Below are 19,675 nucleotides of genomic sequence, written 5' to 3'. Positions count from 1 at the left end.
AATAGAACGGTTCGTGCCCAAGCATGACGTGGCGCAAGGTTGAATTCAGCTTGGTTATGTATGGAACTTTTGGGAATAGGAGAATCTCAGGCTGCAATAAATTTATCTAAGGAAACCCGCCAGATTGTCTAAACAACTGCATTTCTTTAGTAGTCAAATAGTAACGAACTGTATAAATTCGATTATCATCTTGCGTTAAAACATAGTTTAACCGCCAATCTTTATGGTGTTTTATAACTTCATTTGGCAATAGTGTTACTTCGACATATTTTTGATTATTGAATGTAAATCCAGCATATTGCCGTTTATACTTTGAAAAGTCAATTTTCGAATTTCTTAAAAAAAGTTCTATTTTCTGAATTGTCGTTTTTGTCGGAGTAAATGCTTTGGACTTTGCGCCAAAATATGATTGCGTAAAAATAACGCCGTCAACTGGCGGCTCATTAAACATGATGCGGCGCTGAGCGGTCAAGTGATTAATGATAAATAAAAACAAAATCAAATAGGCTTTAATCTTCATGGTTTCGGCATTAATTACAGTTGCTATTTGTTAGTTGACTGGCAATTAAACTTCTATAATGAACTTTTGTAGCCTCTGGTAATTCATTCCAGACTGTAGTGTTGTGTAATCCTGCCCAACAAACTGCTGTGATGAGTTCGTTTGAAGCAACTATATTAGCATTATTGCAATATTGCGTAAGCGCGCCGGTCATCTTGGTAACATAGAATTGAGCCATATATTCGTGTTCTCCATTCCTTTGATTGTCAACAAAAGCATTCTACCAAGACGGAAAATTACTTTCACCGTCTGGAATAAAATTATCGTCTCCTTCACTTACTAATAAACGGATAACTTCAGCATGAATTAGCTCGTGTAACATTGTATTCGCAATAAAAAGTTTTGACGCACTTGAAATCATTTGTGAGTTAATTTGTATATTAACAAAGCTATCGTAAATAGTGTAAGTTGTTTTGCCGCCCAAACAACTGTTGGCACTACAAGCGACCAAATCATCTATATCCCAGTCCAAATTCAGAATAGGTTTTAAGCCAGAGAATCTGCGCACAAACGCATTATCATAATCGTGATTATTCGTTAAACATTTCCATCCATTCGACCTGATAAACTATATATCGTTTGTTTTCTACCAATGTAAGGATATAAATGCCGTCAAAAATAAGATTTGGATTTGTTAGATAGTTTCTGTTTCCAGGTGCTGCTCTAAATTCTTGCCAAAATTCGTCAATTGTAGCTATCTGCATTTTTTCAACTTCCTGTTTTGATTTATACTGTAAAATCGAGCCACTTTTGATTTTAAAATATGTATTAGCATAAACAAAAAATGATTCGGTTACTCTTTGTTGGTATAGAACTTTCTTCGAATTACGACCATCTCTAAAGGGTGAAATATGACAAACATCATGTTTTCCATTCTCAAATAGAAGATAAATAGCCCTTTTAGATTGTCCATAATGCGTCGAGCTAAATAAGATAAGCATAATTATATGTAGTGCTCTCATTTTTATTCAGAATAAATTTTCAAGTTTAGCTGATAGTCTACTTTAATTTTCAAATAGTAACCTGAAATTTCAGATCCTAGTAGTAAATATAAACAATCTCGTTCGTTGGATAATTTCCCATCCGAAATCAATTTTTGGAGCTTGGAAAATTCATCTGAAGAAAAATGGAGTTTTACGATCAATCCGCGATTGACTTGGGTTTACAACTAAAAAAAACGTCCGATTAGTTAATCGGACGTTCTATTTATAACTGAATGTTTAATCCGGCCAGAACATTAATTCCGGCCTGCGGATAATACACGACATAACCACCGCCAAAATCGGCACCGTTTGAAACAATTTTACGGTCGAGAATATTGTTTACCAAAAGCGAAAAACGCAACTGTTTGGCATAGGCTTTCGGAATCAGCGTATAACTTAAGTTTAAGTCGTGCTGGTGATAGGCATTTAATCGGGCATTGGCGTCGTTGAGGTTTGATAAATTCTGGCGTCCGACGTACTTAGACAACAGCGCAGCCGAGAAATTCTTAAATGCATTCCAAGTAATTACATTTCCTGCAATCCACTCCGGAGAGAATGCAATTTCGGTTTCGCCTAGTGCCGTTGGAACGCCGTTAACATCGGTAACAAAATCTTGATTGCGGTTTCGGCTAAACGTGGCATTGGGTGCCCAACTGAGTTTTTTAGTCAGCTGTACGTTAGCATCAAGCTCGATTCCCAGACGGTGACTTTTTCCAACGTTGGTTCGAATGGCATTGCCCACATCGTCGAGAGCGCCGGTAAGCACCAACTGATCGCGGTATAGCATGGCGTAACCGTTTACTTGAAACGACACTTTCGAACCTTGAAAACGATACCCAAATTCAAAGTCGTTTAGCTTCTCTGGTCGTACGCTTCCCGTTTCGTAGTCGGTACGGTTGGGTTCGCGTTGTGCCTTTGCATACGATGCGTACAACGAATGGTTAGGTTTTAAAAAGTACGTAACACCCATTTTTGGATTAAAAAACGAAAAACTGTCGTTTACGTCGGCTGGTGTGAGTGCTTCGGCGAAATAATTGATGTAGCGCCATTGCATATCGGCATAGAAAAGCCATTTATCGCTGGCGCGGAAATTGAGTTTGGCAAACTGATTTACTTCGTCTTTTCGTGCGTCTTGTTGGTAATAGCGACTATCCGGCTCTAAACTAGTGGCCTCACGTGTGTACAACACTTCGCCAAAATGAAGTCCGTTATAGCGATTTACCGCACCGCCGTACACAAAATCTATTTTATCTTTCAGATATTTCAAGCTGTACGTGGCACCGAAAAAATCGTTGTCGAGCCATTTCTGACGAATTAAATCGGTGGTTTCGGCTGCCGAAGTAAGACCGTAATCTGCAGGCGTAGCTCCTGAAATATAGTTTTCAAAATAGCCTTTTCCTTGCGTTAGGTGTAAAGCAGCAGTAGCACTCCAATGCGCTATAAAGCGGTGCGTAAGATGCAACTGATAGTGATCTTGTCCGTAATTATCGGTTTCGTTGCTGTAAAATTGCGGATTTCCGTTTGCATCGGTGTAAAGTCCGGCGAAATTGAACGTTCGGTTGGTACGCAAGGTTTCGGCATCGATACCGTACCACGCTTGGTAGGTTTGCTCGCGACCCCCGAAAACGAGTGCTTTTACCGTTGTTTTCTCAGAGCGATACGCCGCCTGAAAGAAATACGATCGCAGGTCGGAAAACGCCCGATCGATGTAGCCGTCGGAACTCAAATCGGAAATACGACCCGAGATTTCGAATTTGTTATTGAGTAATCCGGAACCGAATTTTAGTGTGTGCTTTCGCGAATTGAAGCTTCCTACTGCATTATCGATTTCGGCAAAAGCGGTTTCGCGAATTTTATCGGTTTGCAGGTTTAGGCTTGCGCCGAAGGCACCGGCACCGTTGGTAGAGCTTCCGACACCGCGTTGCAGCTGCAAACTTTCGGTAGAGGAAACGAAATCGGGTAAGTTTACCCAAAACGTACCGTGGCTTTCGGAATCGTTGTACGGAATACCGTTAATGGTAACGTTAACGCGTGTTGCATCGGAGCCCCGAACGCGAATTCCGGTGTATCCGAAACCGTTTCCGGCGTCGGAAGTAGTAACAACCGAAGGCAAGAAATTGAGCAAGATCGGAATGTCTTGTCCGAGATTTCGAGTTGCTAATTCGGTTGTTTTGAGGTTGGAGAACGCCAGCGGAGCATCTTTTCCGGCACGTACGCCCGAGACGAGAACTTCGCTGAGTGTTTCGACCTTCGTGCTGTCTTGTTGCGTTTGCGCGAAAGCGCTTGGCAGACATAAAACGGTAACGATTGCTGCGCGAGGGATTGCAGCGGAAATCTTATTTGGCGACGTCAGTAAGCCAAATAAATTGGAGCGTAAAGCCCGACCCTTGTGGGCGCGCCCAAAAAAAGAAAATGATGATTTTTTCATCCGTAAAAAAAATTACGAATAAAAAGGGGTAATTATTCTGATTAATAATTACTTGTTGGTTTTTGCGACCGAGCGGCACGAGGCCGGTTATCGCTCATTCCCTTAGCAGCATTACCTGCTCAGGTTCATTGGGTATGATCTCAGCTCGTTTGTACAGTGAGTTCGACAAAAAATTGTTGTTAGACCGCTCTTTTTTGCAAGAGCTAAGTTGCTCAAATTTTGGTAGCTAAACATTTAAACAGCCGCTTGCTTCGTTGTGTTTTTTTGCGATACAACAGTATCCCAAAGAAAACACGCCTCGCAATCAACTATTTAAATGTTTTCTAACTTTAATTTTTTGTCGAACTCACTTATTTAGAGCACCCCTTTTGAGACGGCGCAAATGTATTAAAAATCGGGGCGTTTGCGCAAGAATTTTCGTTCCGACAGCATTTTTTTGGCTTGAATGCGTGCTCGAATGGCCTTGTTGGGCACCTTAGTAGCTTTGCGCTCTTTGGGCACATGCAGGGCTTTTTGAATTAGTTTAAAGAGCTTAGCTACAGCGAGTTTTTTGTTGGCGGGTTGCGTCCGTGCCGAAGATTCGGTAACGAGTAAATCGCCGGTTTGCGTTAAGCTTGTCTGAAGATTTTTTAGGAGTAATTCTTTTTCGAAGGGTTCAAATGCTTGGGTGTTAACTACCGACCAACGGATCAAAATTTTGGTTTCGACTTTATTGACGTTTTGCCCACCAGCGCCGGAACTGCGGGCGGTTTGCATTTGTATTTCGGTAAGAATTTGCTCGGTGTTCATGGCTGATGTGCCGGTTTTAGCAAATCGTTTACCGTTTTTACCGGATTAAACGTTTGAAGCGGTACTTCTACGAAAACCGTAATCCAATCGGCCATGGAACCGTTCCATAATCCTGGAAGTTCATAGGCTTTAAACGATTGTCCGTCCTTCGATTTTTCGACGATAAAACCGCTATCTGGATCGACAAATTTGTGTAAATCGAACGCGTTGCCTTTAAAGTCTTTCACGGCACAAACTAAATCGACCGGATTGAAATGTGTACTTCCGTCGAATATGGCTTTTTGTTGTGGATCGTTCAGATTAATTTGTGCCGATTCGACAATTTGCAAGCTCTTTTGCTGATGTTTGTCGAGCACCCAAAACGGACCGCCGCCGGGTTCGCCTTCGTTTTTAACCATGCCACACACCCGAATGGGGCGGTTTAATTTTTCGAAGAGCCAGGCTTTTTTGAAATTGGCATCGGCCGAAAGAACGGTTGCGGATGCCGAAATATTTAGGTCGTTTTGAGCGAATTCTATCCAATTGCTGAGTTGTAAATCGACACCTGCTTCCAACTGTTGGAGAATTTCGAATACACGTTTTTGAATTTGAATGAGTTTTCCGGCGAGCATCTTCTTGTAGAAGCTTATCGATGTTAAGGTTCTATCGGAAACATTGTCGATATTCTTTATAAAAATGATATCGGCTTTTATGCGATTAAGGTTTTGCAACAAAGCTCCGTGTCCGCATGGGCGGCAAACCAGATGATTTTTCTTATCGTAATAGGGCAATCCTGTGTTGGCCACTGCAATGGTGTCGGTTGCCGATTCTTGCACGGAGTAACTCACCTCGATTTTTGACGCAGTTGTGTTGGGAAAAGCTTCGACTATGCTTTGGAAGTCGGCTTGAAATTCGGGGCTTATCGTAAAATGTACGTGCGCATTGTGCTTGGTTTCGATATAAGCTAAGGCTTCCTCTAAGTGAGCGTCGATAGGAGTTTTAACGCCAGCTTCTGTTCGATGAAACGGCAGTACGGCTTTTGGTTTGGAAGCGTAGTTGAAATGTCGGGATGAAAGCAAGAATTTGATAAAATAATAATCTTTCAAATCTTTGTTCCAACGGTCGTAATTGGAATAATTTCTTTTCAGCTCGGCAATTACTTCCTGATAAAACGGGAACTTTTCGATGCCTACTAAAAAAACCGCTAGATCTTTTGCTTGGTGTTTGTTGATGTATGCATTTATTGTGTCTTGGTCGGGCGCATAATTTTCGAGGAAATCGAGCAAGAATTTAAACATTCGACTAGCGGCTCCGGAGGCGGGAACAAATTTAGCGAGCGTATAATTTTCCTTTTCTTCATCAAAAATCTGCACCAGTTCGTCGTGTTGTTCTTGTTCCAAAACCAGAATTCCGTTTGTTGGTGTGGCTGTAGCGGCTAATTGAAGTGGCGCGATTCCGTTGTTTACAATGCTGATGTGTTTAAGGAGGTTGGGAATGGATAGTTGATGCTTGAGTACCCACAAATAGTCGGTGGCTTTAAACTGTTGCTGCAGAAGCGTAAGCAGATTATCTACGTGCGTACACGCGGCATCAAATCGTTCTTTCGCAGAACCTTTAATTCGCGCGTAAGGTAAATTTCGTTTTTTGAGAAACTTTTTGAATACTCGAAACTCGTCTTGGCGTTGGTTTTGGTGTTGCCGAATTGAGTCGGCCTCCCAAGGAATATCAGGCTCAGTGAGCAAATACAAATCGTACGAAAGCGCTGGTATTTCGTTTTCTAATTCTTCAGGGATTTTATTGTAATGACATTCGGAATAGGCAGCAGTTAACAGCGGATTTGTATCGTAAAAAATGATGTTGGCAGCCGATTGTTCGGCTTCGTTCTCGCTTTGCATCTGCCCTTTTGCGATGGGCAAGATGTCGTCGAAAGTACAATTTTGCTGGGTGGATTTTAATTTGTTGGTAAGATACTCTCGGGCGAATTCAGGAACAACCGCAGCATTGTATCTGGCTGCAAGTTGTTGTGCCAAAGTTGTTTTACCGGAAGATTCTGGTCCGAAAACGACAATTTTCAGACCGGTGAATCGGTTGTTTTTGTTAGTTTTTGCTTCCATTCATAAAATGCGCGAACGGCAAGGTAATTAAAGATTACATATTGTACGCCTAAAAAATAAAGCTCTCTGTAAAAATACAGCGGAATTACGATGAAATTGCCGACAATCCAAAGTTGCCAGTTTTCAATTTTTTTGTGCGCCATGAAGTACATCGCCGAAAAAAAGATGGCTGATGCCAAAATATCAAAATAATTTTCAGTGGCCAGCGCGGTGTTAAACAAATAGTACGCTAATCGCACAAAAAATAGGGTTAAAACAAACAAAACTATAGCAATGATTTTATCTCGCAAGTTTGCTTTTCCTATGATGTTAACGAGCTGCTGTTGCTTTCTGTTCCAAACCAACCAACCATAAATACTCATAATGGTAAAATAGGCATTTACAAGCATATCTCCGTAGTAGGCTGCTTTATAGAGCAGATATGTAGTTATAGCAGTAGCTATGATTCCGGTTGGATATACCTTTATGTCTTCTTTTCGCGCGTACCAGACACTTAAAATTCCGAAAATAAAAGCCAGCGCTTCAAGCGTTAAATCAAAAATGGGCTTGGTCATAAAATTTAACATAATTGGCTCTGCAACATGCTTCTGTTTTCTGCGTTAGTATTCCTAAACTTTTTATTTTCGTCCCAAATTTAAAACTCGCTATGAAAAATCTTCTTTACGTTATTTTTTTATTCGTGTGTACTATGATTCACGCGCAACAAAAAATAGAAATAAAAGGTAAAGTTATCGATAAAAAAACAAAATTGCCTGTTTCATCGGCAACCATCTTCGTGAGCGTCGTAAAAGATTCGACGATGCTCGATTACACGATTACCAATAATTCAGGCGGATTTTTGATGAACATAAAGAAGCCAAACAGCGCTTTCTCTGTGAACGCTTCATTTGTGGGTTATGAAACGCAAAGCAAGCTTTTTGAAGGAACGGAAACCGATTACGACTTAGGTGTAGTGGAATTGGAAGAAGCTGCAAACGAACTACAAGAAGTGGTTTTAAAGGGTTCGGCACCGCCAATTTTAATCAAAAAAGACACTTTGGAATTTAACGCCGCATCGTTTAAAACCGGTCCGGATGCCAATGTTGCAGCGCTTTTAAAGCAATTGCCGGGAGTTGAAATTGATGAAGAAGGAAAAATTACAGTAAACGGAAAAGAAGTAAACAACATTTTAGTAAATGGGAAGCCGTTTTTTGGGAAAGACGGTACTATTGCCACACAGAATTTACCGGCCGAAATCATAGAAAAAGTTCAGGTTACGGATACTAAAACGAAATCCGAAGAACTTTCGGGCGAAGCAGCGAGTAGCGAAAACAAAACCATTAATTTAACCATAGCTGAAGAAAATAATAAAGGACAATTTGGCAAAGTAACCGCAGGCTACGGCAGCAGCGAACGCTACGAGTCGAGCTTGTTGTACAACCGATTTAAAGGCGATAGGAAGGTGAGCGTTTTAGCCTCGTCGAATAATATTAATTCGATCGGGTTTTCGATGAACGAGATTTTCGACAACATGGGTGGCGGCCGCAGCAGATCTGTGTATTACAACGATAACGGAAGTTTTGGAATCAACAACTTGCGCTTTGGTGGTGCCGACACAGGTATTACGCAGTCGAGTATGGTTGGAGTGAACTACCAAGATAAGTGGTTGGGTAAAATTGATAATCAAGCTTCTTATTTCTTGTCGAATACTGAAACGAGAAACGATAATCGAAATAGTACGATAAACTTTTTACCTACAGGAACCACTCTGACCGAATCGATAGGAAAGACACGTGCATTCTCAAACGGCCATAATTTTAATTCAGAATTCGAGTATAAAATTGATAGCACCGCTACTATTTTCTTTTCACCTTCGTTAACAAAGTCGCTAGCAAAAAACTACAGTAATCGAAATCAAACTACGAGAAACGAAGCAGGCGATGTCTTAAACAGCAGCGAATTTGATAACGATTCGCGAACGGAAAACGACCAATTTACTGGAAATTTCACGTATTACAAAAGTTTCAAACGCAAACAAGGACTTACCGTTGACGCAAGTTTAAACAACTCGCGCAACAACAATCTTACGCAAACTGCTTCGGCAACTACTTTCGTGGACCGTCCGGATGACGTCCGAAATCAGCGGCAATTCGATAATTCGAAAAACAACAATTTTAATATTCAATCGGAGTTCAACGCGAAACTGACCGATTCGACCCGATATGTCTTAGGTGTACGTTATGAACATTTGAATTCGAAATCTGTTTTAGAAACCTTCGATTTTGATGCCGGTTCGGGCAATTTCGATAATTTAAATGCAGCCCAATCCAACGATATTCGCAGCAATACGCAGAAAATTCGGCCAACAACAGGCATTCAATGGAACAGCAAAAAAGTCAATTTTGCTGCAAACGTTGGTGCCGAATTTGTAAACTTCAATAACGAATCAGATTACTTAGGTATCAATACCGAATTGGACAAAAATTACGTATTCCCAGATGCTAATGCGTATTTAAGTTATCAATTTTCGGAAAAGAAGAGCTTGTATGTAAATTACGATTACGACGTACAATTACCACAGGCACAACAAATTCTGCCCGTCGAAAACTTGTCGGATCCGTTAAATACGTTCATCGGAAACAGCGCCCTCGACCCAACGTACCAGCACTCGTTGTACCTCTCTTTTAACAACTACGACTGGGCACAACGAGCAGGTTTATTCACGTACAGCGGATTTACGTACTCTACCAACTCCATTGTTTCGAGTACGGTTTTCGACGACAGTTTTAAAGCCGTAACAACCTATGAGAATGTCGGAGATACGTACAATTTTTACTTCGGCGGAAATTACAGCAAGAGCTACAAAAAAGGAACAAGAACCTTTAAATGGACAACGGCTCTAAGTATGAGCGGTAATTTCTCGCGCGGACTCACCAATGCGGTGGATTTTACCAATGAAAGTTACCGGATTTCACCGCGTGTAAATCTTTCGTATACGATAGATAAAGTAATCGACATCATGCCTTCGTACAACTACACGATGTTCTTAAACAATTACACCAACTATATTATCGACGAAGCAAATAATTTCACACACCGTGCACAGCTGCAATTTACCAGCTACGTGCCCAAAAATGTCATTGGTGGAATCGATTTATCGTACAATTACAATTCGAATATTGCCGATGGTTTCCGAAAAGACTTTTATTTGATGAATGTAAGTTTAGGTTACGAATTTTGGAAGAAACAGCTTATCGCGAAGGTAAAAGTGTACGACTTACTCGACCAAAACTTAAATGCTCGACGCACGATTACGCCAACGGCAATTATCGACTCGGAAAACACCGTACTTCGGCGTTATGTGATGTTTTCGCTCACGTATAACCTAAAATCGTTTGGCGATAAAAAAGACGACGGCGGTATGATTTTTATTCATTAATCGGCAAACGCTTTAGTTTTTGCGTTTGATGTTGCGAAAATAACGTAATCGTCGTTTTTGAAATGCGCTGATTTTTTTGGGCAGCATTTCCCGCTTTTCGTTACAAGTCCGCAGTACAAATGCCGTTTTGGCAATGCCCTATTTGTGGCTTCTTTTAGTCGCCAACATAGCGCAGCCAAAACAGGCATCTGTTCTTTACGGGCTTTCCACTGCTATCGGGGCTGCGGGGGGTCGTTTTCAAAAAATCGCTACTGTAGTTTTTAACACAGATTTTACCTCTGCACGATAGGTGAGAGGATTCGTGGATTCATTTAAAGTAAAAAGTTCTTCCTACTTGTAAAAGGTCGACATTTTATTTGTGCGTTTTGTAAGAGTCTCGACAGTACAATCTGGCAATTTGTTAGTTATCCACGAATAATTAATTATTTTCATCTGCCTTTCCATATCTATTTCAATGAAAAATCCAGATTCAACAAAGCGCCCCTCTTTTATAGTAAATAACCTTAGTTTATTGGAATCAAAAAACACAAAATCGAGCAGGTTGTTGTTGTCGAAATCGCCGAAATAAGTAGAAGAAAATGCAAAGACGGTAGAGCCCGTGGGTGGATTTTTAATTAATCGCGGTTCCCTTCTGTTGGAAATATCAAAAACCAAAACCCATCTCTTACTAAAGTTTAGTTTTTTTTCTCGGTCGTACGAACCTTCTAAAATTAAAAAAGTTGATTTTGAGAATTTCACTTTTACCGCTTTTTTGATCTCGGTATCTGTCAAAAGAGAATCTGAAACAATACTTTGAAGGCAGAACTTATGCTGTAATACCTCGATAGAATCGCACCAAATATCATCAGTAATCAGTTTTGCCGTCAATGAAGGATATTTGTGCTTGATTTTGTATTTCCGGTTTAAATGCACTACGTTCGAATCTGAGTATATATCCGTCGAATCGTACTCGTTAGTAATCTTTTTATTCAGTTTGATGTTTGAAAAGCCGACATGGGTTTTCGAGGAATGTAATTGATCGTATCCACAAAAAATATCCTGTGCTAAAACACGCTGCGAATACATTACGATCAAAAAGATAATTAATTTCATGCCGATACCTGCTTTAAGTAGCTTATTCTTACCCAAAAATATTGTTTAACTGGCGGCAACCCGTATCGAATTTATAGCAACTTGGGCCTTAAACTTGTCCGTAAATTTACTACGTGTCATACGCATAATTTAGATGTTTAAAGTTAAAAAATCTAACTTAGCTACTAGGTGGATTTTTGGGGAATAGGACAGTTTGCTATAAAGTTTATCGGATGAGCCTCTACAATCTCTGAAATTAACTCTTCAATACCATCTTCTATTCATTTAACCCAGTAGGTTTGTAACATTAAAATTGCGACGACACAACCGTAAATATATTTTGACATACAATTTTCCTTTTTTAGCGCATACTATCGTTCATCGAGCCGACGAATAAATTTAAAGAACGCAATTCATATCTTTTCTTTATCTACAATGGGCTTCTTTAAACCTAATTCTTAAAATTCTGTTCTGTTGCTTCCTTGAAGATTAGGAAAGATTTTAATTTACAGTTTTCTAGTTCCTTGGGAAAGATGCTCCTATTTTGAGTCTCTTTTACTGCTATTAGCTTTTCAAACAGCTCATCACTAACTGCTTCCTCACAATCAAATTTTAAAGTTAAATTACTAACTTCAAGAACAAAAACTCCATAATCATCGAAGTTCAATGCTACATTTTTGTTCAATATGATATCCATAAGACGATCGCCTAATGTGAAACCAAAATTATCTAGTAATGATTGACAATTACTTTCTAACTAATTTATGTTCTTTCCTTCGGAATCACCAAAGCTAATTTTGACCCATTCCTGTTTTGAATAGAAAAATGTTGATTCTAACCACTCTGAGTATTCGTCGTTAATAATCGAATTTTCAACTTTAATCCAATTTTTACTTTCTAACTTAACTTTTGAGCTATTTAAAAGAGAATCAATATTGTGTATGCCAATAGACTCCACATTTTTTACTGTTTCTACTTTATTTTCGTTCTTATCGCGAGCATTTGAATTCAACTCATTTTTGCAGGAACTATTTAAAAAGGAAAACAAAATCAAGGCAGCTATTGAAAAAGTCTTTTGCTTCATCTAATTGTTGTTGTTTTGATACTGGTATTCTTGTCTTGTTTATCTGTTGCACTAAGTTAACTACCTTTTTTCAACTGGCTTTTTTTTGAAGTTAAAACATCTACGAAAGGAGACTCATTTATTTTCTTAGTTGAATGAAATACGGATCTTGATAGAGAATTAGGTCGTTTTTTGAAAGCAGGATCAAGTATAAAGGTCTTTTTGGATCTGCATCCAAGACCGCAGAGTAGATTTTCATCTTTTTAGCAAGCTTATTCTTTTGTAACGACTTTACACAACCATCAAAACGCTCGCTGTTGTTAATCGCAATCTGCTCAATAAAATTCTTGTCCGTTTCAACAAAATTGAATGATGTAGTATCTAAGCAGCTTGCGTCTTCAAACGATCCTTTTCCATCAGTTATTGTTAAGATTTTTCCTGAACAACTTTGGTAAAAACTCTCTTTCTCCTCAACAAAAGACGTTAATAAAATACATGCACTAACCACTTTCCAACGCCCATTAATAGCTGAATTTCTCACATACTTAATAACTACACAACAAATTATTAAAGCGGTAAAACAGCCTAATATTACTTGCGTCTTGGTGCTCTTTCTCATTTGTGTCTTTGGATTTCGGATTCGTTAGTTGTTTAAGCTTTACACAAAATCCAAACTATATACCTTTACAATTTGCTGAAACCAACACCGGCAAATTCTGTCAAAAAAGTAGTTGTTGTTTGAATCTTGAATCCAATTTTTTCCCATTTGTTAAAACTAACTAAAAATCAATCGTATGAAACTGTTAATTTCTGATTTTATTATCAAAAAATTAGGAGTTAGTTGGCTATTATTTAAATGTTTAAGAGCAATCTTTGGGAAAAACAACATCGCCATGATACGAACCATTACAATTTCATTTTTGAGCGCAGTACTATTTACTAATTGTGCTGTCGTTAGACCCGGAGAAGTGGGTGTTCGGCAAAAACTGGGAAAGCTATCTGATGAAGTGACATCTCAAGGACCGGTTTTCTTCAACCCCTTCACCAGTAAAGTTATCAAAGCATCCGTGCAAACAAACGATTTAGAACTGAATCTGAGTTTACCAAGTAAAGAAGGATTAAGCATTCTAACACAGGTTTCCATCTTGTATCGTCTCGAACAAGAAAAGGTGCCAACAATTATCCGTACCTATGGTTTAGGGTACGAAAACATCATTTCAAATGTATTTCGCTCCGCAGCGGCCGACGTGAGCTCAAACTTCTTTGCAAAGGATATGCATTCGGGTATGCGCGCTAATATTGAAGAGCAGATTAAAACAAAAATGGCCGAAATACTAAACAAACAAGGTATCGTAATCGAATCCGTATTGATGAAGAGCATTCAGCTGCCCGACGGTTTAGCAAAATCCGTTGAGCGTAAACTGCAAGCGGAACAAGATGCGATGCGCATGGAATTCGTTCTGCAACAAGAGAAACTAGAAGCCGAAAGAAAAATCATCGAAGCAAAAGGCACGCGCGATTCGCAAAAAATTCTTTCAGAAGGTTTGAACAACGACATTATTCGCCTGCGTTCAATTGAAGCATTTCAAGAACTTTCGAAGTCACAAAACAGCAAAATCATTATCACCGACGGAAAAACGCCGATGCTCATCGATTAATGAACGTCGGATCCTTTACTAAGAAAGAACAATAGCGATCAAATGCTTTTTAATTGAAGCCAGTACGCAGTTTTGCATTACAACTGCCGTTACTGGCTTCTTAAGATATTTTTAAAAGTTTCTCGCCTATTAATCCTTAATTTTGTTTTTTCTAATTCTAAATAACATTGCCAACTCTGCAAAACCTACCTCTGTCGCATGCCGCTATCGTTGTTGATTTCAACCCAGATGCCATTCCATTAAAGTTGATCGAAATGGGATTGATTGCTGGAGCAGAGGTTAAACTGATTCAAATTGCGCCGCTGGGCGATCCGTATTTATTCGAAATTTCAGGCAGTTACGTGGCAATTCGAAAAGAGTTGGCTGCACAAATTGAAGTAGCCGAAGTAACTCCCTTAAGCCATGAGTAAAAATCATTTGAAAGTAGCTCTAATTGGCAACCCAAATACGGGTAAAACCTCGCTTTTCAATAAACTCACTGGCTTAAATCAACAAACCGGAAATTATCCCGGCGTGACCGTTGATCGCAAGTTGGGCTATACGCAGTTAGCCGATGGACAAAAAGTGGCTGTGCTCGATTTACCCGGAACTTATTCGCTGAACGCCAGTAGTATAGATGAAAGTGTGGTAACCGATTTACTACTGAACCCCGCCGATAAAGATTATCCCGACCTTATCGTTGTCGTTACCGAAGTTGAAAATCTGAAACGCAACTTACTGCTATTCACACAAATAAAAGATCTGAAACTCCCGGTAATTCTTGCAATTAATATGGCCGACCGGATGCAAAAACGCGGGATTTCACTAGATATTCCAGCACTTGAAACCGCACTCGACACCAAAATTGCGTTGATCTCAAGTCGCAAGAACACAGGTATCAAAGAATTAAAAACGCTAATTGCGCAGCGTAATACACTTTCTCGAAACCCGATCATTGATATTCGAACTGTAGATGAGAACTTTTTTAAAAGTGTCGAACAATCCGCTCCTAACCGAAATGTGTACGAAAGTTGGTTGTTTTTGGCCTCGGAACATTACAAATTAAACGACCAAGCACCCGACCCGCAGCAGCTTTCGGTAACAGCTTCAGATCTAAAACGTTTGCAACAAAAGGAGGTGATTAAACGCTATCAGTTTATCAATAACGTATTAAAATCCGCTCAGAAAACAGACCTTTCTCAGGCAACCGATTGGCGCTATAAACTCGATCGTATTTTTACGCACCGTATTTTCGGATACTTGATCTTCGCGGCCATCTTACTGCTTATCTTCAATGCCATTTTCAGTTGGTCGAGTATTCCTATGGATGCGATCGACGCGGCATTCGCCATGCTTTCAGAATACACAAAAAATCACATGGCGCCCGGCATGCTTCAAGAATTACTCACCGATGGTATTATCCCTGGTATAGGCGGTATCGTAATTTTTATACCGCAAATTGCCTTTTTGTTTTTGTTTATCTCCATTTTGGAAGAGTCGGGTTATATGAGCCGCGTGGTCTTTTTGATGGACCGAATCATGCGTCGTTTCGGCCTGTCCGGAAAAAGCGTGGTTCCCTTAATTTCGGGAACAGCCTGTGCCATTCCTGCAATCATGGCCGCTCGAAACATCGAAAATTGGAAAGAGCGTTTAATCACAATTTTAGTGACGCCGTTTACTACCTGCTCGGCACGCTTACCTGTGTATTCAATCATTATTTCGTTAGTTATCCCGAACCAAAACGTCTTTGGTTTTATCTCCATGCAAGCTTTGGTACTTATGAGCATGTATCTGATCGGTTTTGCAATGGCAATCGTGGCAGCAACGATTTTAAATAAGATCATCAAACTAAAAACCAAACAGTATTTTGTTATCGAAATGCCCGATTATAAGTGGCCGCTTCCGCAGAATATTGGGATTACGGTAGTTGAAAAAACCAAAGCCTTTGTAATGGGTGCGGGTAAAATCATTTTAGCTATATCGGTAATTCTCTGGTTTTTGGCAAGTTACGGACCTGGTGAAAATATGGATCAAGCCGGAGCACGCGTAACAATGGAACAAGAATACGCCAACGGAGGTACTTACGAACAAGCCGTTGCCGCTGCACGCTTGGAAGAATCGTACATTGGGCGCTTAGGTCGCGGAATTGAGCCCGTCATTAAACCTTTGGGCTACGATTGGAAAATTGGTATCGCCATACTTACCTCATTTGCAGCGCGCGAGGTGTTTGTAGGAACCTTAGCAACCATTTACAGCGTGGGCGGAACCGAAGATGAGGAAACCATCAAACAAAAAATGCGCGCCCAAACTGATGTAAAAACCGGAAAACCTATTTTTGATCTAGGAACCGGATTATCGATTCTGATTTTTTATGCCTTTGCCATGCAATGTGTATCAACCTTAGCAATTACAAAACGCGAAACCAATAGTTGGAAATGGCCTCTGATGCAATTGGCTATAATGACGGTCTTGGCTTATTGTATTGCCTTTGTAGTTCACGAAATAGCCAGCTGATGCAAGAAGTAATTGCCATAGCCGCCCTCCTACTAGCACTCATTTTCTTGGTGCGGAAATTTTTCTTTCCCAAAAAGAAAGGGAAAGATTGCTGCGGTTAGCGATTTACTTATTTCAATTTTTGATTCATTTCTCGAAAAGGAAAATACAGCTATAAGAAAAACTTGTCGTTGTTAAAAACAATAAAACCGCCTGTCCAAAAAGCTGAACAGACGGTCGGTAAATAACGCTACTACCCGTTATTATTCTTGTACGATCGGATCTCTCAGCGATTCTAAAACCGCAACCACGTCGTTAAACAAATCAGAGTTTGCAGGTACGCCGTTTTCAATAGCGGCAGCTCCTACATAACCTACGAATTTGTCGTAATCGGCATTCGAAGATGTAGTTCCCATACGCGGGTTTTGTGCCGGATTGTGTGCAGCGACCATATCCAATCCCGAATACGTGTTTACCGGATTTGTTCCTCCGGTATTGAAGGAAAAGAAATCCACTAGATTATCTTGTAAAACGGCCAAATTGGTGGTGTTTCCAGCACCAACTTCAGCTAATAAGGGAGCGAAGTGTTCTGCCAAGTTTCCTTGAGCCCCCGCCTGAATGTCGGCTACAATAAGTTGCACAGTTCTACCCACTACTTTTCGGTAGGCAAGACGGCCCGACTCAATCATAACGCCGTTCGCTGCGTCTGGGTCTTGTACCATAGCTTCGCCACCTAAACGGTCGTAAATGCTGGCTTCTGCTGGTGGATCATTGTTGTCGTCGTCGTTACAAGACACAAACAAAGGAGCGCCGCTCAATAGCAGCAAGGCTAAGAATTTCAGATTTCTTTTCATAGTTCAAGTTATTTAAGTTAATTAAAAATTCGTTGGATACCTTTTGAGAAATGGTAGGCAAAACCATCTTGTTTCATCGCCGGACAAACTTTTTTACTGGCTAATTCGGCCGGAACTTTAAAGATGCTAACGTCTTTGTAACCTTTTGCAGTAAAGGCTTCGTACACCTTTTGATTACTGGTTTGCGTGTTGTCGTGAAAGAAAACTACAACATTATTTTTCACAAGCACATCGCCTTTAACGCCTGAAATGGCCGACAAATCGTATTCGATTTTCTTTGCTGTGCTCGAGTCGATAGGTTGTTTGAAGTCGAAACGACTTACCTGCCAAGTGGCGAGTTCAATGGTAACGGGTTTAGCAGTAGCAATGTGTACTACCAAAATCACAAATAGCAGCATAAAAATGGAGCCTGCTGCTACTAAAATTCTTTTGACATTTGTTCTCATAATCGTATGCTTTATGGTGCGATACGATTATTTACGAGTGTAGTTCTATTTTGGATTTACCGGCGCCTTATTTAGTTTGGTTTTAAATAAAGAGTCGTCGTCTTGTTTGAGTTTAACGACAGTATCGGCATGATCGTTTGGTACGGTCATCGACAGTACATACTGGGAGAACAGCCATTTTCCTTTGGTTAGAATAAGGATTCCGGATCCGCGGCAAACGCCCAGGTTAGAGTCGAGCAGTTCGTCGAACCACGCCATGTTTTTTTGTTTGTTGAAATAAATGTTTCGTTCGAGTGGTGTGTATTTCCAGCCTTTTCCGCGATCAAAATACGGTTTTGCGAAGTCGGCAAACGCTTGTCGATCCCAATTTTCGGTAGCATCGGTTCCAATGAAATGGAAGTCGGCACCCATAAGCGCTTCGTATTGTTTCCAATTGGCGGTTGCGGCTGCTTCGTGCCATTGGTTTAGCACGGCATCGACTTTTTGTTTCGGGCTATCGTTCGTTTGTCCGATTGCACACGACACACACAGCAAGAGAATTTTCCAGAGTTTCATATGCAATGTTAACCATTTTTTGCTGTGTTTTTATTTTTTGGGCAGCAATTGCGGCTATTCGCTGCAAATCCGCAGCATCGCAGGCATTTGGCAGCATTTTGGCTTGGCTTCTTTGGTCGCCAGTCAAAACACGCCAAATAAGCCCACGCTGCTTTACGGGTTTTCCGCTTCTATCCGCGCTGCGAGGAGACGTTGCCGGGATAATCAGTGCCAACAATTTTTAGGAAACGCTTATTTTCAATGCTAGCTTGCGGAAGTTTAAAAGCAAATTGGGGCCAACTTCGAAGCATAATAATTAATTCTGCGATGAAAACTCATAAAAATTCCAACTTATATAATCGCGTTGATCCTGAAAAATAATCTCCTCATAGAAATTATTTCGAGTAAATATGATTTTTAAAGAATATTCGCTTTTACTTATTCCTTTAAAATTAATGTTGTTAAGAGATTGTAATTCTATAAATTTTACAATCGAATTACGAGAAACGATTAAAATTCCTGAATTTTGAGATTTTGTATTTCGGCTAACAATTATAAAATCAGATTGGCTGTAATAGTATTTAATTGGTTCATAAGATGAGATGCAATCAAATTTGTACAGCTTCTCTTGAATTTTCTTTTCTAAAAAAGAATCAACGGGTTTAAAACTAGCAATAGGTTTTGATACGTAATTCCTTAAATAAATCTTTGAAAATTTTCTCTCAACTAAGCAGTCATTAGAACGCTGCTTTTCAAAGCACCCATTTACAAATATTAAAAGGACGATTGCAATCGTTTTCATTAGCTTTTTACTTTGCCAGTCTTAATTTGGTTAAAGTCAAAATTTCCTTAGCGCAGCGGAAATCTATCTTCAAGGATAAGTTTTACATTTTCGTAATCAAAAAACGTCAAATACAAATCTACTACAGCTAAGCGTTATTGCGTTCTTATCTTCGGAAAAATAAACGTTTCATTTTCAATTTCTTTTTGAGCACGTGGCGAAACAAGAATCCTATAAGCCATACTTTTTCACCAGCTCATTTACCGACTCTTCGGCCGATAGATAGGTGCTTTCATCTTCTTCTAAACGTGTGTCTAAAACCGCTTTCATGTCGGCGGTAAGTTCAACAGCACTTGTGTTTTCCTCAACTATGATAGTAATTGCCTTTGATTTGTAGGCAACTTTTATTGCGTCTAGAATGTCAGTAGTTAAATCTTCTGCCGATGCCAAGTGAAAAGTAGTGTACATGACTGTTAACTAGGTTATAATTACCCAAAGATAAAAGAATAAAAGCAGCTTTGATAAC

21 protein-coding genes are annotated in these 19,675 nt (G+C 39.9%); 4 read left to right on the top strand and 17 right to left on the bottom strand.

The annotated features are described in order from the left end of the window. Positions 1-106: 106 nt before the first annotated feature. The 8 genes from Q0064_RS05160 to pnuC form a co-directional block, all read right to left on the bottom strand. Positions 107-520, bottom strand: coding sequence for a hypothetical protein (locus Q0064_RS05160; RefSeq protein WP_298145300.1), 414 nt, complete (start codon positions 518-520; stop codon positions 107-109). Positions 521-530: 10 nt separating this feature from the next. Then, positions 531-737 (bottom strand): hypothetical protein, encoded by a 207-nt coding sequence (locus Q0064_RS05155; RefSeq protein WP_298145297.1) that lies wholly within the window; start codon positions 735-737, stop codon positions 531-533. A gap of 42 nt (positions 738-779) precedes the next feature. Next, positions 780-1,031 carry a hypothetical protein gene (locus Q0064_RS05150; protein ID WP_298145294.1) on the bottom strand — a complete coding sequence of 84 codons (252 nt, stop codon included), beginning with the start codon at positions 1,029-1,031 and terminating at the stop codon, positions 780-782. Positions 1,032-1,089: 58 nt separating this feature from the next. Continuing rightward, the gene (locus tag Q0064_RS05145) at positions 1,090-1,263 is read right to left on the bottom strand and encodes a hypothetical protein (RefSeq protein ID WP_298145291.1); all 174 of its coding nucleotides are present in this window, start codon (positions 1,261-1,263) and stop codon (positions 1,090-1,092) included. 502 nt (positions 1,264-1,765) lie between these two features. Then, positions 1,766-3,970: a TonB-dependent receptor gene (locus Q0064_RS05140; RefSeq protein WP_298145289.1), complete on the bottom strand. Its 2,205-nt coding sequence runs from the start codon at positions 3,968-3,970 to the stop codon at positions 1,766-1,768. Positions 3,971-4,357: 387 nt separating this feature from the next. Next, positions 4,358-4,759: an alternative ribosome rescue aminoacyl-tRNA hydrolase ArfB gene (gene arfB, locus Q0064_RS05135; RefSeq protein ID WP_298145284.1), complete on the bottom strand. Its 402-nt coding sequence runs from the start codon at positions 4,757-4,759 to the stop codon at positions 4,358-4,360. Next, complete coding sequence (locus Q0064_RS05130; protein WP_298145281.1) at positions 4,756-6,852, bottom strand: DUF4301 family protein; 2,097 nt, start codon at positions 6,850-6,852, stop codon at positions 4,756-4,758. Before Q0064_RS05130 ends, arfB begins: the two co-directional genes overlap by 4 nt. Continuing rightward, positions 6,810-7,406 (bottom strand): nicotinamide riboside transporter PnuC, encoded by a 597-nt coding sequence (pnuC, locus tag Q0064_RS05125; protein ID WP_298145277.1) that lies wholly within the window; start codon positions 7,404-7,406, stop codon positions 6,810-6,812. The genes Q0064_RS05130 and pnuC overlap by 43 nt, the downstream gene beginning before the upstream one ends. Before the next feature lie 92 nt (positions 7,407-7,498). Here pnuC and Q0064_RS05120 point away from each other — a divergent pair, with 92 nt between their 5' ends. Further along, entirely contained in the window at positions 7,499-10,270 is a 2,772-nt protein-coding gene (locus Q0064_RS05120; RefSeq protein WP_298145274.1) for an outer membrane beta-barrel protein, read from the top strand. Between the two features lie 330 nt (positions 10,271-10,600). Here the strand turns inward: Q0064_RS05120 and Q0064_RS05115 are convergent, their stop codons facing one another. From Q0064_RS05115 to Q0064_RS05100, 4 genes are all read right to left on the bottom strand, one after another. Next, positions 10,601-11,362 (bottom strand): hypothetical protein, encoded by a 762-nt coding sequence (locus Q0064_RS05115; RefSeq protein WP_298145271.1) that lies wholly within the window; start codon positions 11,360-11,362, stop codon positions 10,601-10,603. 430 nt (positions 11,363-11,792) lie between these two features. Further along, complete coding sequence (locus tag Q0064_RS05110; RefSeq protein WP_298145268.1) at positions 11,793-12,038, bottom strand: hypothetical protein; 246 nt, start codon at positions 12,036-12,038, stop codon at positions 11,793-11,795. Positions 12,039-12,098: 60 nt separating this feature from the next. After that, complete coding sequence (locus Q0064_RS05105) at positions 12,099-12,425, bottom strand: hypothetical protein (RefSeq protein ID WP_298145265.1); 327 nt, start codon at positions 12,423-12,425, stop codon at positions 12,099-12,101. A 118-nt stretch (positions 12,426-12,543) separates the two neighbouring features. Further along, positions 12,544-13,023: a hypothetical protein gene (locus Q0064_RS05100; protein ID WP_298145262.1), complete on the bottom strand. Its 480-nt coding sequence runs from the start codon at positions 13,021-13,023 to the stop codon at positions 12,544-12,546. 274 nt (positions 13,024-13,297) lie between these two features. On the opposite strand from Q0064_RS05100, the gene Q0064_RS05095 reads away from it, so the two are divergent. The 3 genes from Q0064_RS05095 (at position 13,298) to feoB (ending at position 16,555) form a co-directional block, all read left to right on the top strand. Further along, positions 13,298-14,062, top strand: a complete 765-nt coding sequence (locus Q0064_RS05095) for a prohibitin family protein (protein WP_298145362.1) — start codon at positions 13,298-13,300, stop codon at positions 14,060-14,062. A gap of 167 nt (positions 14,063-14,229) precedes the next feature. Then, positions 14,230-14,472 carry a FeoA family protein gene (locus Q0064_RS05090; RefSeq protein ID WP_298145259.1) on the top strand — a complete coding sequence of 81 codons (243 nt, stop codon included), beginning with the start codon at positions 14,230-14,232 and terminating at the stop codon, positions 14,470-14,472. Then, positions 14,465-16,555: a ferrous iron transport protein B gene (gene feoB / locus Q0064_RS05085; protein WP_298145257.1), complete on the top strand. Its 2,091-nt coding sequence runs from the start codon at positions 14,465-14,467 to the stop codon at positions 16,553-16,555. Before Q0064_RS05090 ends, feoB begins: the two co-directional genes overlap by 8 nt. Before the next feature lie 242 nt (positions 16,556-16,797). Here the strand turns inward: feoB and Q0064_RS05080 are convergent, their stop codons facing one another. The 5 genes from Q0064_RS05080 to Q0064_RS05060 all read right to left on the bottom strand — a co-directional run bounded on the left by Q0064_RS05080 (position 16,798) and on the right by Q0064_RS05060 (position 19,617). Beyond that, positions 16,798-17,388 carry a hypothetical protein gene (locus Q0064_RS05080; RefSeq protein ID WP_094485541.1) on the bottom strand — a complete coding sequence of 197 codons (591 nt, stop codon included), beginning with the start codon at positions 17,386-17,388 and terminating at the stop codon, positions 16,798-16,800. A gap of 17 nt (positions 17,389-17,405) precedes the next feature. Next, positions 17,406-17,834 (bottom strand): hypothetical protein, encoded by a 429-nt coding sequence (locus Q0064_RS05075; protein ID WP_298145251.1) that lies wholly within the window; start codon positions 17,832-17,834, stop codon positions 17,406-17,408. 45 nt (positions 17,835-17,879) lie between these two features. Continuing rightward, complete coding sequence (locus Q0064_RS05070) at positions 17,880-18,389, bottom strand: nuclear transport factor 2 family protein (RefSeq protein ID WP_298145248.1); 510 nt, start codon at positions 18,387-18,389, stop codon at positions 17,880-17,882. Between the two features lie 295 nt (positions 18,390-18,684). Continuing rightward, complete coding sequence (locus Q0064_RS05065; RefSeq protein ID WP_298145246.1) at positions 18,685-19,170, bottom strand: hypothetical protein; 486 nt, start codon at positions 19,168-19,170, stop codon at positions 18,685-18,687. A 210-nt stretch (positions 19,171-19,380) separates the two neighbouring features. Then, the gene (locus tag Q0064_RS05060) at positions 19,381-19,617 is read right to left on the bottom strand and encodes a hypothetical protein (RefSeq protein ID WP_298145244.1); all 237 of its coding nucleotides are present in this window, start codon (positions 19,615-19,617) and stop codon (positions 19,381-19,383) included. Positions 19,618-19,675 lie beyond the last annotated feature (58 nt).

Origin of the sequence: Flavobacterium sp. (genome assembly GCF_027490375.1) — a bacterium.
In the GTDB taxonomy this organism is placed as follows: Bacteria; Bacteroidota; Bacteroidia; order Flavobacteriales; family Flavobacteriaceae; genus Flavobacterium.
Note: the sequence above shows the minus strand (reverse complement) of the source record. Positions and strands in the feature narration are given on the sequence as shown.